A 16,649-nucleotide genomic window follows, 5' to 3' on the forward strand; every position below is an offset into this window, starting at 1 on the left:
CTATCACTCACTGAAGAGCTCGCGAAGTTGTTTGGCAGCAAGCTTTGCGGAACACTAACTCATAGCAACTTTGGGATGCCCTACTTGACTATTCCCTACCCAGACTATGTCACCGTTGTCGTAACAACTTTTATTGCCGTTGTACTGGCAGTGCTGCTTCATTACGAATCACTGTGGCTTATATCACGGCAAATTGAGAGATCACGTAGACCTCATCGCCAACGAATTCTTGGTATGGCATTTGGTGTTTTATTGATACATGTCACCGAGATTTGGCTCTTTGGTATGACAGGATGGTGGCTGACCGAACTTAATGGCATTGGCGCTCTAGAAGGTTATCAAAGCTTTAACCTCTTAGATTATATATTTTTCTCTGCTGTTACCTATACAACGGTCGGCTACGGTGATATCTATGCAACAGGTCCTGTACGCTTTTTATATGGCACCCTGGCATTGACAGGTTTTGTACTGATTACTTGGTCGGCATCGTTTACGTTTGTTGAAATGCAAAAACACTGGCGAGTAGGTAAATAGCCAAACGCCCGTCTGCAAAGGATACAGCATGTTTGAAGTTATCGTATTATCGTTTGCTTTTGTCTTTGGAATTATTGCTCGACAGTTTAGCTTACCCCCATTAGTGGGTTTTTTGGCTGCAGGATTTGCACTCAATGCTTTTGGCCCCAGCATTGGCTTATCCAGCGAAGCAGGCCCATTACTTGAACACCTAGCGCACTTAGGCGTTTTGTTGTTACTTTTTACTATTGGCTTAAAACTGAATGTCAGAAGCCTTGCAGAACCCGTTGTCCTTGGTAGTGCAATCATACATCTAAGCATCACCTGCTTAATTTTTACGATTGGTTTTGTTGTCTTTTTAACGCTACCTTTGGACAAAGCCATTCTGCTAGCTATAGCCCTCTCGTTCTCCAGTACCGTTCTTGCCGCAAAGGTGCTTGAAGCTAAACGGGAATTACGAGCGCTTCATGGTCGAATCGCGATTGGCATTTTAATTATTCAAGATTTAGTCGCCATCGCGGTTCTAAGCATCTACAGCGGACAATCACCTAGCCCATGGGCACTGCTTGTTTTTTTACTGCCACTGTTTAGACCACTTCTATATTGGTTGATGAGTGTTGCTCAGCATGATGAGTTGCTAATATTATTTGGCGCTGTATTAGCTATTGCTGTTGGAGGAATGGGCTTTGAAGCAGTAGGATTAAGCTCAGAAGTAGGTGCCTTGGTCATGGGGTTGCTACTTGCGAAGCACCCTCGCGCCCAAGAGCTCTCCAAAGCGCTCTGGGGAGTGAAAGAGGTGTTATTAATCAGTTTTTTCCTACAAATAGGAATGGCTGGGCTTCCTGACACCAATGCATTAATTTTTGCAGGTGTTCTAGCCATTATCCTTCCATTGAAAGGACTATTATTTTTTGCACTTTTAATCGCATTCCGGATTCGCGCACGGAACGCTTTTTTAGGGGGGCTAAGTCTTACTGCTTACAGTGAATTTGGTCTTATCGTAGCTGCTAGCATTCTTGAGGAGTGGCTGGTGCCTCTCGCTATTGCTGTTGCCTTCTCTTTTGTTATTGCAGCACCATTGAACCGCCTTGCCCATGAACTTTTTGATCGCTGGGAAAAAACGCTGGCACGCTTTGAGCGCGATACTCGCCACCCTGATGAACAACCAATCAACTTGGGCGATGCAACCATATTGGTACTCGGCATGGGGCGCACTGGGAGCGCTGCCTATTCTTTTTTTAAGGATAAAGGCTTATCGGTTGCAGGGTTTGACTCTGATCCTAACAGGGTGGAGAACAATCAATATGTCTCCTACGGTGACATAGAAGATGTGAGCTTCTGGCATCAACTCGATATATCTAAACTTCAAGCGGTAACGTTAGCGACTCCAAACATTGAGAGTAAATTGATGGCTACCCGTGAGCTACGCAAAGCTGGTTTCAATGGAAAAATTTTTGCAGGAATTCACTTTCAAGATGAAGCTCACCCATTGCAAGAGGCAGGTGTCGATGAAACGTATCTATTAATGGCAGGCGCTGGTATTGGTATTGCTGAAAAAACATGGGAAAGCCTTCAACCATAGAATTAAACACTATTACCAGAACCAACTTTACCATGGCGCCACTTACGCATAAGTACACCGTGCTTAGGTGAGAAAAGCAGCGCCATGAAGAAACAGCTTGTTGCTACCAGTACAATGGTGCCGCCAGAGGCAACATCAAACGCGAACGAAAGGTACAAACCCAACACGGCTGACCCGACCCCAACGCCCACTGATAAGAGCAGCATGGTTTTAAAACGATCGGTTAAAAGATGGGCAGTAGCTCCCGGCGTAATCAGCATCGCTACGACTAAAATAATGCCAACAGTTTCCAGGCTCGCCACAATGGTTAATGTAAGCAAAAGAATCAAACCATAATGAATAATGCCGGTATTAAAACCAAGGGCCTGGGCCTGAGTAGGATCAAATGCATAAAGCATTAACGGCCTAAAGGCGAGCCAAACCACCAGTAACGCCACGACGCTAGCGGCTAGCGTAAGCAACAGTGCAGACTGCTGCACGCCGAGCACATTCCCAAATAGGATATGCATTAAGTGAGTGCTTGAGGCAATCTTGCTGATAAGCACAATCCCGAGCGCAAAAGCACCGGTAAACATAATGCCCATCGCCGCATCAGATTTGATGCGCGTATGACGCTCAATGGCGCCAATACCTAGCGATGTTAGCGCTCCTGTTATAAAGGCCCCAATGAAGAAAGGCAGTCCCAAAAGGTACGCGATAGCAACACCGGGCAACACGGCATGGGAAATTGCATCGCCTAATAGTGACCAGCGCTTGAGGACCACATAGCAAGAAAGCATCCCGCAAATAGCCCCTACCATAATAGAGGTCAGCAGCGCCCGCTGCATAAAGGCATATTGAAACGCGCCCGATATACTGTCAGGCAGTAAGTTGACCAACAGCATCAAAGCAGCAATTAGGCCATTCACTAACGTATCGCTAAAGGCGTATAGAATTAATAATAGCTCGGTCATGCCTTATCCTTGCGTGGCTGAAATAGCTCTCGAGCGCAGCGCTTGATCGTCACTCAGTAGCTCGCCGGAGCTGACTGCAAGTTCAGCTAATCTAGCGTCGCTAAGCATATCTTCGGGTTTACCCGAACCGCGTACAACACGGTTGATTAACACCACATGGTCAACATTGCGGCGCGCACCGGGCATGTCATGCGTCACCATAATGACCGTACGTCCTGCCTCGCGCTCGCGTTTTAGGACATCTAGGATGAGCTGTTCACTAGGGGGATCCACGCCTGCTAACGGCTCATCTAACAACAGAATTTTGGCCTGCTGGGCCAGAGTACGAGCGAGAAGCACGCGCTTTTTTTGACCACCTGAAAGCGCTCCGATAGGCCGATCGGCCAGCGCTAGCATATTCACATCCTCTAGCGCGTTATGAACGACCTCACGATGCACAGGCGCATACCAGCGTGCCGGGAGCAGACGTCGCCAAAGAGCGTCGTTGCGCATGTGCCCGTAACGACCGCCCATCACGGTTTCCCATACTGAAATGGGAAAATCCCACTCAATCGCTTCTCGCTGAGCCATGTAGGCGATATTGCCCGCTTTTCGATGAAAGGCAATCGGCTCACCAAACGCATCTACTCGACCTCGTAGCGGCTTCATGCTGCCGGTCAACACATGGAAAAGTGTCGACTTACCAGCACCATTGGGGCCAACGATCGCCGTCCACTTTCCAGTAGGGAGCGAAAGGTTAATATTTTCCAGCACGGGCTGGCGATGATAGGCAGCATACAGCCCTCTAATACCAATCGCCGTTACAGCGCTGTCAGACCGGGGCGTCATAGTCATTTACTCAGCCGCTAGATAGTGACGCAACAGCGCTACGTTATGGCGTTGCATTGCAAAATAGTCAGCGGCCTCACCCGTCGGCTCACTCAGTGAGTCAACGTAGAGCGGTCCTGCCACTTGCAAGCCTGTGTCTCGCGCAATGCTGGTTACATGACGATCAGAAATAGTGCTTTCCCAAAATAACGCTGACGGCTGACGCTCGTTAATCATATCGATCACGCGCATAAGCTGCCTTGGCGATCCTTCGGTTTCTGCGTTTGTTCCCCAGATACCATCATGCTCAAACTGATAAGCGTCGGCAAAATAAAGAAACGCCGCTTCACTGGAAAGCAGGACTCTGCGCTCTTCAGGAATGCCCTCTAACGCCGCTTGCAACTCCACATGCAAATCGTGCAGCTGTTCTTCTAGGGATAACGCTCGCTGCTGAATCTGTTCCGCCTGCTGCGGCAAAAGTTCCTCAATAGCACTGGCGATTACGTGTACATAAGCAGCAGCAGCGCGGGGGTCCATCCATAAATGAGGATCTATATCCCCTTCCATTTCACCTGTGACAATAGACTGCGTTGGAAAACCGGATGCTTCCGCTACGGCAATCATAGGTACATTTTCTTCAACGGTCGCCTCTACTTGGCGCATCCACTGCTCCAATTGGTAGCCGTTGTAAAAAACTAAATCGGCATCTTCAAGCGCAGCAAAATTATCGGGGGAAAGTTCCCATTCATGCACTTCAGCGTTTACAGGTGTTAATACAGATACACGCGCATCATCACCCGCCACTTTTTTCACTAAATCGCCTAGTACAGAAAATGTGACAGCAACATTGATGGGTGGCTCATGTAGCTCATTGACCTCAGCATTAGCACTACCCCAGGCCAGCGACACGCCCAGCAAGATTCCCATGTGTAGCTTGCTCATCATCGATCTCCACTATGCTAATATCTGGTTGCTAACCACTGTAGCGCACCGAAAAAGCTTTGTGCAAATAGTTTAGCCTTGGCTAACAATTATCCACAAAAATACGCTACCATCACCAATTAACGTTTCCACTAACCTTGATAATATTTGCCAATGAGTGACTCCCAACAGCGGCGATCGTCTACAAACAGTCTCAGCAATGATGCTCTCCCACCCGTGGAGCAGCACGCGCAGCAATATGAGACTGTGCGCAATGCGCATGAAACCGAGCTGATTGAAGACTATGTTGAGCTGATTGGCGACCTTATCAGGCATCGCGGAGAAGCAAGAGCAGCTGACATTGCCGCTCGTATGGCTGTAAGCCAAGCGACGGTCTCCAAAATGATTCGTCGCTTAAATGACCAAGGCTTGGTCACCAATAAACCCTACCGTTCTCTTTTCTTAACAGAGGAAGGTGAGAAAATGGCGAAAACCTCTCGGGCGAGACACGATGTAGTGCTCAACTTCCTACGTGCACTAGGCGTTAATGACGGCACAGCCCGTATTGACGCAGAAGGCATGGAACACCATGTGAGCGATGAAACCCTCACTATTATGAAGCGCTTCACTAAACAACAGAACACATAGTTCTCTGTAATGGCCCAGCAGGTGCTGTTTTTTACTTCCTAACATTCATAAAAAATTAATCGTTAGCATTATCAATAAAACGTAGTAAGAGAACACTTCAATTTTAAAAAAAATGCCTAGGACAAAACTTTAAAAAATTTTGTCCTAGGCATCATATCTTATAGATATTGGTATAAATAAAGATTAGAACAGAATAACAATCTCTCCTTTAGCTACGATCTTTCTGGCTTCTTCAACCCTAATACCAAAGCTAATCTGTAAACCGTGGAATACAACTTAAAATAATAACAAAGCAGATAGGCCAGGCACTTTTCTTTAAAAGTTATTTCTTTTTGAAGAAATAGCTTTAGAGCCGCACGTGGAGGTAGACATCCTTTAATCAGTATTAAAAACAAATTATTTTCTTTATTCACTTGACCACCAAGAACACGTCTTTTTTTCTTCAGCATAGCTTTTATATCATAACGGGCTGGGTGATTTACTATTACATCAGATGCATACTCCACAGCTATTCCTTTATCGTTAGCTCGCCTTCCCCATTCGACATCACCACCAGACATAAGGGCATCATTAAAATGTCCAACGGTTTCAAAATGCCTGGACCAAGTAACCATATTTGCTGTTGCTGAACCACCCTCTTTAGCGTATTTTTCCTGATCAAAAGCAAACGCTTTTTCATAGATTTCAACAATAGTCAGCTTCTCCGTTTTAAAAAATAGCTCTATCTTTCCAGCCACAAGTTCTGCCCCTTGATCAAGTCGTGCAACCGCTGACTCAAGCCAAAAAGGATCAGGAATGCAGTCGGAATCAGTAAAAGCGAATATTTCACCTTGTGCAATTTTCAAAGCAGCATTTCTAGCTGCATAAGAGCCTGGTTTGTGCTCGGATATCATGTGAAAGTTTTCAGGCAAGGTAAAACCTTGAGGCGTTGTATCACCTAAGGCATTATTTACAATAATTACTTCAAATTCATCTTGAGAAAATGACTGATTTTTTAACGCTTCAACACAATTTTGCAACCGCTCCCAATCGTAATAGGTAGGCACAATTACTGACACCCTCGGGTAGCTGATACGCTTTATCAGCCTATCATCTACAATTAAATTACTACACTCCATATTTTTTTCTAAAAATGACATTTTTGATCACCAAACATCTCAATGTTAACAATCTGCTGCGGCTGTAAAACCTAGAGCGAAAGACTAATTTCAACATTAGAATCTTAACAAAACTAAAATATCTGCTGTTACTTAATTCAGTTATCAGCCTCTAAGAGACTTCGCCAAACATATAGTTCCTTAATAAAGGAATATATACTTATAATTTCTAAACAATAACACTCTCCACCATCATAAACTAATTCTGAAGTAAATCTTTATTACTAGTGATCCTAACACTTACTTTTAGCACTGCTGAAGCAGGTGAAATCAGGCAAACTAAGTAACAACCTCTTTATTCCTCAAAGTTATGAAAAAACAGAGTTTGTTGCTCAAGCGATTCTTTTAAACTAGGGATAATATACTCTAAATAAGTACGCGTCAGGTGATGAGTGTCTGACCACATCAATCTTCCATCAAAGTATGCTGGGCACAAGCCCTCATCACACATCATTTCAGTAAAATCTACAGATATGAATAAGGCAATATCGCCTACATACTCATCAGCAGGATTTTGAGACAGCAAAACCTCGCCAACGGGTCGGGCACAATGACTCGCTTCCTCACGATTTTTCCATACGCAATAGCTGGGATCACTTTCGAACCAAGGATTGTCCCTAATACCAATGACGGGAATACCTAGAGCAGTTATTTCCTGCCATTTTTCAACATATCCAGCAGGCACATACTCAATCGGGTCGTTACGAACCAATCTGTTCTTACGTAATCGGTTAGACCTGGTTGAGTTTGTTACAACAACGTCGGGGCTTAGCTCACTTAAATATTCCACTATATTTTCATTCCAATCATCACAGGTATGATTATCCTCTACAATTCTATAACCTAACGAGCAAGAGTGCTTTAATATAGTTATCACTTTAAAACCATGCTCATCAGCTAAGCTTGTAAAAAAAGGCTCCCATTGGCCAACATGCGAACCCCCTACTAAAGCAATAATATTTTCCGCAGAAGTATCTCCAAATTCACAGAGTATAATATCGGAGTCGGTACTTTCTGTAGCACATTTATTTTCTTTCTCCATAGCCTCGCTTAAATCTTTTGAAACAGCGGTAACATAGCGATAATCAAGTTCAGTCGCATCATCTTGCATGTAAACACTTGAACCATAAAAAAAACTATCACTAAACGCTGGATCTACATCGTGAAGATTTTCAAAATAATACTTTACGCTTAGCCCAAGTGTCACGGAAGGAATAAAAAAAATAAAACCAGTGGCAAAGGCGAGCCAGGTTTTATTCTTAGGTATTTTTCTAAACGGGCGCTCAACTAATGTCGTAGTTATAATAGCAAGTATTATTCCTAAAAAAACAACAATGGCTCCTTTTAAAAACCCTAAATCTACAGTCTCATAATAATTTTGAAAAAATACTAATATTGGCCAATGCCAAAGGTAGATAGTGAAAGACATAGCACCGAGCATAACAAGATACTTATTAGTTAGCAGTACATTGACTATCGATTTATGTTCAATCACGTTACCTGAAACAATCAAAAAAATAGCAGCAAAAACTGGTAGTAGTGCAATATAGCCTGGAAAATTCCAATCCCTAGGAATTACAACACCAACACTTATAAGCAACACAAAGCCTACTAAAGAAAAAATAACAGAAAGACCTTTTCGTAACTTTAAATGCGGCAACATTATAGCAACCATAGAACCAGACAAAAACTCCCAAACCCTACCTAAAGGATTAAAATAGGCCGTACTAGGCGTCATTATTGTAGAGATAATTGAATAAATAAAAGAAGCAGATATGACTACAAAAACGCCAAAAACTAGAGGCGACAGCGACCTCATTTTACTTGATATGTATAGCAAGGGCGCCATCAAGAAAGGCAAAAAAGCATAGAACTGAACCTGAATTGATAACGCCCAATACTGTTGAAAGGGACTTACAGGATCTCCACTTTGTAAGTAGTCAACTTCTCTCCTCATCAACAATATGTTTTCTAAATGCCCTGCACTAAAAATAAACTCATGAATCGTGGCAATCCAATAAACCGGAGAAATAAAAAAATAGCTGAGAATTAGTGTTGATATCAATACCACGTAGGCAGAAGGCGTTACTCTTTTGACAATGCTCGCCCAAAACTGTAGAACTTTTAATTTATTATCTTTGGCATATTGACGAAGCAATATGCCCGTCATCAAGTAACCGGATACAACAAAAAACACATCGACACCACCCGATACTTTCTGAAACCAGATATGAAAAATCAGTACGAGCATTGCCCCAACAGCACGAATCCCTTGAATATCGTAGCGATATTTATTATTGGCAGCATAAACATCAAAGATATTATTCATAGCATCCTCCTTGATCATTATAAAATCCATTTTTAGGGAGCCGCACTACTTAAAATAAAAAATCTTTAAATCAGACAAAAGACTATACTTTTCAGGCACACATAATGCAGAAAATAAATTCTTTTCATACAAGCTATAAATAATCACTACAAACTTATAAAAACTTTTCCCGTAATTGCTCATAATATGGCTGGGGTATAGATAGCGAGGCTAAGGTGAGCCATTGACGAGGTTGCATACTAGATAACATTAATGCATTAACGTCCTTTGTAATCGACCTTCCGACTTTCTTTTTCTCGACAGCCCACGCAAGTATCTTACGATTTATTGAAGCTCTGAAATAACGTTTTTCATACCAAGACAGCTCAATCTCATACTCTTTTTTTAAGTCAAAACAGGGATGTATGTGAGTGATATTATTTTTATTACTCACAACACCACTATTATCTAATAGCCACAAACTTGTAACGGTAGAGTCGTAATGAATCATTTTGAGACAACAAAGCGCTTTTAACCAAAAATAAACATCCCCTGCACGCTGGTATTGACCCGCAGGAAAACCACCCAATGCGAAGAATCGATCACGCTGTATACAGGCGCCATTCATATGGATGAAATCAGATCGTGCAAAAGCAGCTAACGCGTCTTTACGACTAAAAACCCCACTTTTTAAAGTATCGCTTTGTGGGATAAGTCGATCCCCTTTCATTTTTTGAAAGGCATTAACAAACAGTTCAATGGTAGAGTTTTTAGCTATGGCAGCCTCAAATTTCGAAAGATGATCTTTAACAAGAAGATCATCTGCATCAAAAAAAACCAACCAGTTAGAAGTTGCATTTTGGGCGCCATAATTTCTAGCTGCGTATCCACCTGGCCCTGGTTTATCTCGTTGATACAATCGTATTTTACCCTTGCGCTCTTCATCCAGTAAAATATCAAGCGACCCATCCGTTGAAGCATCATCAACGACTATAATTTCAAAATTAGTAAACGTTTGTTCATATAGACATGAGAGCGAGTCTAGCAGGGTCGACGCTTTGTTGTGTACTGGCACTATCACTGAAAAAAGCATATATAAATACCCCTGTTTTTTATAATGCACCAAAGAAACATAATCCTTACATGCTTCAAAAATAATTATATTATAAATACTCATAGAATATTGTATTGATTATATTTTAAAAATTAACAAAAATTAATTTAACTTTAAAATCAACTTTAACTTATTTTAGAATAAAAATAACAATCCACTTTCTCATCAAGCACCTTTTTTTAAAACAAATACGCATTGATACCCTTACTTAAATCACCATAAGATTTATAGTGCATCTTCATTCCCCGTCATTAATTCATATATAAATATTAATGGGTGAGAAACTCTTAGGATACTAGCAGGATTTTATATTTCCTATTTTATCAAATAACGCCTAACACCTCTTGGTAAATTATTGTAGAAAAATCTTAAGAAAGGAATAGGGAAATAATAGAAAGGGGCATTAAGCTGCCACAATTTTTTCAAACTTATCTTAAAGGAGTTAAACGTATACCCCAACCGATTACCTACTTCAAAGCTCTGGCCATCGTGAAGTCGCTTGACAGTCAGTGGCAAATCTACCCGGTAAAATATATTGCCGTTTTTAAGGGCTCGTATCCATAAATCAATATCTACCTGCCTGGTCAATGTTTCATCGTATCCGCCCAGGTTATCAAAGAGTCGTCGAGAAAAAACAATAGAGCTGTGATTAATTGGGTTGCGCATATAAAAAAATTCACGCGGCATCGGAGTAACGGTAAAAGCTCCCTTCGCCTTAAAGCTACCCTCTCCACATCCATAAACAGCCTGACTAGCAGTGACAACCAGCTCTGCATCTTGATATAAATCAATTGCCTTAGCTTGTTTTTGTAACTTTTCAGGCAGCCACATGTCATCTGCATCAATATTAGCTATCCAATGATGATTAGCATGGCATACAGCAAGATTCAGCGCCTTCGAACGGCCGATTCCCTGCGTATCTACTAAATGAACTGGTATGGGAGCTATATTACGCAGCCTGATGAGTTCATCCCATGTATTATCTTCAGACCCATCGTTGACTACGACAACCTCCTTGGGCAGATATGTCTGTGAGAAAACTGAATTTAGGCTGGCTTCCAAAAATTTTCCGCCATTTTTAACGGTCATAATGACAGAAATTTCAAACTGATCCATCAGACACCTCCAGAAAGCTCAAAAATAGTCACTAAAAGAAAAACCCCTGCTTTCGATCTTTGCTGTTGATCAACTTCCATATAATAAATTTCATTTTATTTTTAAAAAAGCGAGCAGTGAACTCATCATCGGGATTATACATATAGCTATCACTTAAACAAAAAACAGGTTTTTTAACTTCTCGACATAACACCTTGGCTTGATAAGAGTCATTTTCGATGAACATTTCTGCATCTGAGGCTGTAAAAGACTCTACTTTAAACTTAATAATATCATCTAAGCTTGCACCATTAACTTCATTATTAGGCATAACAAGATCACGATATTTGATACCACTTTCTTCCAAAATTGATTCAACTTCTTTTCGTTTTTCTTTATTTTGAAAAGCAACAATTGTATTAATTATACCGGAAGGTATAAACCGAAATTCAGCGGTCATATTTTTATCCGCTACTCCTTTCTTTAACATTCCCTCTAAACTGATACAAGATCTACTTATAACCTTATGGTGGAAAATATTCCATTCAAACGCTCGTGGGTGGGGAACAAACTCTAGAAAAATATCTACATCTTTTCTAAATGGTTTGCTAGAGTACACAGCCAGTGTTGATGCCCGAGATGAAAGCCAGGTAGGAAGCGCCTCTATTTCACTTTTTAAAGAGTTACCAGACATTATACTATCGTCAACAATTAAAACCTTTTTTGCTTCCCAAGGAAATTTTAATTTTTTTCTTGTACTACGAGTGATTCCTCTTTTAAGCGGATAATTTTTCAACCAAGATGAAATATCTGTACAATCGACATTCAGTGCGAGCGCAATCATATACGCGGGTACCATTCCACTTCTAGGTATACCAACAACCAAGTCCCAGTCGCCTGAAAACTTTATAAAATTTTTCGTGATGTCCCTTCCTAGATCGCCATATGACTTAAATGTTATTTTCATTTACAACCCCCATGAGTGCAATTCATATTCTTGACAAATACTTATTAAACGCAATCAGCAAAAAATATATTTTTATTTTGATGGTTTTAACTTGAGCTTGATGATTAATTAATATCTTTAAAGCACATGACTTATAATTACAAAAAAATATCGCAGGCTTATTGATACCGACCTTAAGTTTAATATTAAAAATATTTTATTAATTATTATTGTTTAGTTTACAGCAACTTTTTCAGCCCTATTTTTTAAAAACTCACTATCCTTTGAGTTAACTACTCCCATTACTTTAAGCATGACCATATTTACCTTGTGAACATCGTATCTATTTTTGGCTATTTCATAAGAACGCTGCCCCATTTCTTGCAGTTGCGCAGGGCTATCAATAAATTTCTGCATGGCCTCAACAAGCGCTTCGACGTTTCGTATTGGTATTAAATAGCCATTATCTCCATCAATCACTGTTTCTCTACAGCCTGGCGCATCAGTTGTGATCACTGCGCGGCCCATTGCCATTGCTTCTAATACTGAACGCGGGGTACCTTCTCGATAATAGCTGGGAAGCACGTAAACGCTGCAATTAGCAATTGCTGACCTCACATCATCGAGCCAACCTAGGTACTGAATAAATCCTTCTGCTACCCAGATATCCAGTTCTTTTTGAGTAATTGAATCAGGATTACTATCGATGTTACCAGCCAATTGAAATACTACGCCGGGATGACGCTGCTTAATACGGCGTGCAGCATCCGCATATTGACGCACTCCTTTGTCGCCTAATAGACGTGCAATCAACAAAAAGCGTGGTGGACCTGGAGGTAAGGAGGCTACTGTGAAATGCGCCATATCTACCCCAGAGCCGTTAAGCACTTGCGACGGCACTTCCTGGCGCAGTATGCCAAGTTCACGGAAAAGAGCTTCATCGTCAGGGTTCTGAAAAAAAACGTTATCTGCTTTGCCGAGCGCAACGGAATAAAGCCGACGCACTAATTGAAATATAAAGGCTCGCTTACCGCTAGCCTGGCTTGCAAAGGCATAACCAAGACCTGTAATGAGCGCATAACGCTGGGGAACACTAGCTAGCCAAGCGGCTAAAAGGCCGTAAACAACTGGTTTTATGGTGTATCCAAGGACTATATCAGGGCGAACGTTACGCATCAGCCGATAGAGTGCCCACATTGTCCAAATATCTTTTACCGGATTTATCCCCGTTCTCTGTATTGGGTAATCGTGGGTAATAGCGCCCCAAGCTTCAAGCTGCTGTCGAGTCTTTGTATCCTCAAAAAGCCCGGGGGCAGCTGTATGCACTTCTAATCCTGTATTAATCAGCGCCTGCACCAACGGTCCTCGAAAGTTCACTAACGAGTAGCTTGTACCCGATATCAACAAAAATCGGCGTTTCGGTGTTGAATCCTTAGAATTCATGAGTACTCCTCAACAAACCACCAAGCCACACTACAGCGGTGTGCTTCACACTTGGCGTTCACTATTAAAATGAGTCTTAATGGGAAGGGATAGCTCTAAGTAGCCACTGTGCTAGAAAGCGGTGTTAGTACTTTTCTTAAGTACTTTTCTTAAGTACTTTTCTTAAGTACTTTTCTTAAGTAATTTTCTTAAGTGCTTGTCTTAAGTGCTTTCCTTCATCACTTCTTGGAGCACTTGGCAGGTTTTATCAATTTCGTAGTTAGTCAGTGTCGGATGGCATAAAAACATCAGACTGGTTTGGCCAAGCTCTCTGGCAACAGGCAGACTGATTGGGGGCTGCCAGCCGGCACTCACAAAGGCTTTTTCGCGATATACTTCAGAGCAACTACCTGGGAAACAAGGTACACCACGCTTATTAATTTCATTCAAAATTCGATCTCGGTCCCAGCCAGCGGCTAGCTGTTGCGGCTCAATAAACACGTAGCATTTATAAGCGCCATGTTGAGAATCGCCATTTGCGTTATTGATAGATGCCTCTGGCGATAACGATGGAACCCGCAATCCTGGACAATCAATCGCGGCTTGCCAAATACGTTGGGCATTCGCCTGACGAATCGCGCGCCATTCGGGCATACGTTTAAGCTGTATACGACCGATAGCGGCCTGCATTTCGGTCATGCGCCAGTTGGTACCAAAGGTATCGTGTAACCAACGAAAGCCCGGCGGATGCTCATGCACATGGACAGCGTCCCAGCTCTTGCCGTGATCTTTATAAGCCCACATTTTTTTCCAAAGTGTAGGATCATTAGTGGTAACCATGCCCCCTTCACCACCGGTCGTCATAATCTTATCCTGGCAAAACGACCAACATCCCACGTGGCCAATGCTCCCCACGCTTTTGCCCTGGTAACGAGCACCATGTGCCTGGGCACAATCTTCTATCACATAAAGCCCGTGCTGCTCTGCCAATGCCATTAGCGCTTCCATTTCACACGGCCAACCCGCTAAATGAACGGCGATAATGGCACGAGTGCGTGGTGTAATCTTTTCAGCTACTGTGGCCGCGGTAATATTTTGTGAATCACGATCAACGTCTGCGAAAACGGCGACGGCACCGGCATTGGCAATGCACGACGCTGATGCGACAAAGGTTCGAGAAGTAACAATCACTTCTTCGTTATCTTTTTCACCAATCCCTAGGCCCTTTAATGCTAAGTCTAGTGCGTTTGTTCCGTTAGCTAAGGCAATGGCATGCTCAGTCCCAGCAAACTGAGCAAACTCTTTTTCAAACTCAACGCATTCAGTACCGGTCCAGTAGTTAACCTTATTGGAAAGCAATACATTCTGCACCGCTTGAGCTTCTTCCTGGGTAAAAGAAGGCCAAGGGGAAAATGGTCCATTAAGCATATTAAGACCCCATAGCCAATAAGTCTTTCTCATTCATAACCACGGGTTTCTCATCAACGTCTCTGAGAAATATCGTGCCTTCCAAAAACTCATAATGCTGGTAAGTATAAGAGAAGCTTTTAGGTTTAAGGTTTGCTTCCAGGTAGTCTAATGGTAAATTAGCACCCGCCTTAGCCATCGAAGAAATAAACGCAACAAAGCGAACGTTTATCTCTGTGATCATAGGTTGACCTTGAGAATTTTCTTTAAAGTCTACTGTAAAAACACCGTTAGCCATTGTTTTAAATAAATTAAAAATTGAGCCAATGGCGTTATCAGCAATTTCTACAAGCTTTTTATCATTAATCATTCTACCAAAGGACGTATTCCCCGTTATTCCAGACGGTGCTACTTTTGACATAATGTATGTAACTCTCTCAGCACATGCAGAGCGAAGTATCTTCCCATCCTTATAGATAACCTTACAGGCTAGGTTTCTACCGGGCAGAAACTCAGAAGCAATAAACTCTTTAATGCGAGGATTGATACGCATCCACTCTTCCAACTCTTTATCACTGTTAATCTTCAGTGAACCCAAACCACTTGAACCAACGGTACCACGCACCCAAAACGGATAATCTAATGGAAGCTCTTTCGGTTTTTTATCATTTAAGAAGGTACAATAACGGGGTATATAGGACTTATTCTCCAGTAGTTCATGAATTTTTTTCTTATCGACCAGAGCTTCAGTGGCAAGCAAGTCAGAAATGAATGCTTTACAGGGAAGACCTTCCTGTTCGTTGCGCTTGGCCCAAGCCACAACCTCAACTTCTGGCAATACAACGGCAAATTCAATTTGATGATTATCGATTATTTTAGCAACTTCAGCCCAATATCGTTCATCATCTGCTTTAGGAACCAAATACGTGTTGCTATAGGATGCACTATCATAAAGCCCTATTGCCAATGGGTTAGCGTCTACGCCAATAAAATTATAGTCATTATTTCCTGAGTCAATCACTGACCTGACAAAACTGCGAGGTGTTGGCCCACCGACTCCAGTGACCAGGATATTTTTTTTATTAACCATTTTTCCCACCTTTATCTTTATGCAGTTTTGATACTTTAAAATTAGGCATAGCCACTTCACTAGAATAGCTAACGCCCTCTCTCACCAATACTTTCTTAATCGTTAAAAAAAGTATCTTCATATCCAATAAAAACGTTTGGCTATCTACGTACCAAATATCGTAATCGAACTTTTTTTCCCAAGATATTGCATTACGGCCATTCACCTGAGCCCAGCCTGTTATCCCTGGTCGCATCTCATGTCGTCTTGCTTCGTAGGCATTATAGTGAGGCAAATACTCCATTAGCAGGGGCCTTGGGCCTACTAAACTCATTTCACCTTTTAATACGTTCCATAATTCAGGTAGCTCATCAAGGCTAGTACTACGCAAGCGTCTCCCAAAGGGTGTTAGACGATCTTTTTCAGATAGTTCTTCTCCGTTCTCATTATGAGTATCTAGCATGGAACGAAACTTAAAAATCTCAAATGGTTGGCCATTTAATCCAGGTCGGTATTGACGAAACAGCACAGGAGATCCCAGTTTATATCGAACCATGATTGCTATTATAATCATAATAGGTGAAAGCAGTATCAATCCGAGCATCGATACTACTATGTCAATTTGTCGTTTAAGCATAGATCGCCCCTTTAAAAACTGATATTCAAATTGACTAGCCATCGGCTTATAACTTTATTATTAACAATTC

General features: G+C 42.0%; 15 protein-coding genes. 3 read left to right on the forward strand and 12 right to left on the reverse strand.

Annotated features, from left to right (window positions below; translation table 11 throughout):
* Positions 1-75 precede the first annotated feature (75 nt).
* Positions 76-534 carry an ion channel gene (locus tag LG301_RS08440; protein ID WP_404475071.1) on the forward strand — a complete coding sequence of 153 codons (459 nt, stop codon included), beginning with the start codon at positions 76-78 and terminating at the stop codon, positions 532-534.
* A 28-nt stretch (positions 535-562) separates the two neighbouring features.
* Complete coding sequence (locus LG301_RS08445; RefSeq protein WP_404475073.1) at positions 563-2,095, forward strand: cation:proton antiporter; 1,533 nt, start codon at positions 563-565, stop codon at positions 2,093-2,095.
* 2 nt (positions 2,096-2,097) lie between these two features.
* On the opposite strand, the gene LG301_RS08450 is transcribed toward LG301_RS08445, so the two are convergent.
* The 3 genes from LG301_RS08450 to LG301_RS08460 are packed head-to-tail and all read right to left on the reverse strand — an operon-like array spanning position 2,098 to position 4,797.
* Entirely contained in the window at positions 2,098-3,048 is a 951-nt protein-coding gene (locus LG301_RS08450; protein WP_404475075.1) for a metal ABC transporter permease, read from the reverse strand.
* Positions 3,049-3,051: 3 nt separating this feature from the next.
* The gene (locus LG301_RS08455; protein ID WP_404475077.1) at positions 3,052-3,882 is read right to left on the reverse strand and encodes a metal ABC transporter ATP-binding protein; all 831 of its coding nucleotides are present in this window, start codon (positions 3,880-3,882) and stop codon (positions 3,052-3,054) included.
* A complete protein-coding gene (locus tag LG301_RS08460) occupies positions 3,883-4,797 on the reverse strand; it encodes a metal ABC transporter substrate-binding protein (RefSeq protein WP_404475079.1) in 915 nt (304 codons plus the stop codon).
* A 153-nt stretch (positions 4,798-4,950) separates the two neighbouring features.
* Here LG301_RS08460 and mntR point away from each other — a divergent pair, with 153 nt between their 5' ends.
* Positions 4,951-5,424: a manganese-binding transcriptional regulator MntR gene (mntR, locus tag LG301_RS08465; RefSeq protein WP_404475081.1), complete on the forward strand. Its 474-nt coding sequence runs from the start codon at positions 4,951-4,953 to the stop codon at positions 5,422-5,424.
* Between the two features lie 212 nt (positions 5,425-5,636).
* On the opposite strand, the gene LG301_RS08470 is transcribed toward mntR, so the two are convergent.
* From LG301_RS08470 to LG301_RS08510, 9 genes are all read right to left on the reverse strand, one after another.
* Positions 5,637-6,563 carry a glycosyltransferase gene (locus tag LG301_RS08470; RefSeq protein WP_404475083.1) on the reverse strand — a complete coding sequence of 309 codons (927 nt, stop codon included), beginning with the start codon at positions 6,561-6,563 and terminating at the stop codon, positions 5,637-5,639.
* Between the two features lie 313 nt (positions 6,564-6,876).
* Entirely contained in the window at positions 6,877-8,910 is a 2,034-nt protein-coding gene (locus LG301_RS08475) for an acyltransferase family protein (protein ID WP_404475086.1), read from the reverse strand.
* A gap of 154 nt (positions 8,911-9,064) precedes the next feature.
* Positions 9,065-10,066, reverse strand: a complete 1,002-nt coding sequence (locus tag LG301_RS08480; protein WP_404475087.1) for a glycosyltransferase family A protein — start codon at positions 10,064-10,066, stop codon at positions 9,065-9,067.
* A 252-nt stretch (positions 10,067-10,318) separates the two neighbouring features.
* Positions 10,319-11,119, reverse strand: a complete 801-nt coding sequence (locus LG301_RS08485) for a glycosyltransferase (protein ID WP_404475089.1) — start codon at positions 11,117-11,119, stop codon at positions 10,319-10,321.
* A 31-nt stretch (positions 11,120-11,150) separates the two neighbouring features.
* Positions 11,151-12,065 (reverse strand): phosphoribosyltransferase family protein, encoded by a 915-nt coding sequence (locus LG301_RS08490; protein ID WP_404475091.1) that lies wholly within the window; start codon positions 12,063-12,065, stop codon positions 11,151-11,153.
* Between the two features lie 213 nt (positions 12,066-12,278).
* The gene (locus LG301_RS08495; protein WP_404475093.1) at positions 12,279-13,487 is read right to left on the reverse strand and encodes a glycosyltransferase family 4 protein; all 1,209 of its coding nucleotides are present in this window, start codon (positions 13,485-13,487) and stop codon (positions 12,279-12,281) included.
* Positions 13,488-13,688: 201 nt separating this feature from the next.
* Positions 13,689-14,894 carry a DegT/DnrJ/EryC1/StrS family aminotransferase gene (locus LG301_RS08500; RefSeq protein WP_404475094.1) on the reverse strand — a complete coding sequence of 402 codons (1,206 nt, stop codon included), beginning with the start codon at positions 14,892-14,894 and terminating at the stop codon, positions 13,689-13,691.
* Between the two features lies 1 nt (position 14,895).
* Positions 14,896-15,963 (reverse strand): ATP-grasp domain-containing protein, encoded by a 1,068-nt coding sequence (locus LG301_RS08505; protein ID WP_404475096.1) that lies wholly within the window; start codon positions 15,961-15,963, stop codon positions 14,896-14,898.
* Positions 15,956-16,579 carry a sugar transferase gene (locus LG301_RS08510; RefSeq protein WP_404475097.1) on the reverse strand — a complete coding sequence of 208 codons (624 nt, stop codon included), beginning with the start codon at positions 16,577-16,579 and terminating at the stop codon, positions 15,956-15,958. Before LG301_RS08510 ends, LG301_RS08505 begins: the two co-directional genes overlap by 8 nt.
* Positions 16,580-16,649: the final 70 nt, after the last annotated feature.

Origin of the sequence: Vreelandella venusta (genome assembly GCF_044809155.1) — a bacterium.
In the GTDB taxonomy this organism is placed as follows: Bacteria; Pseudomonadota; Gammaproteobacteria; order Pseudomonadales; family Halomonadaceae; genus Vreelandella; species Vreelandella venusta_B.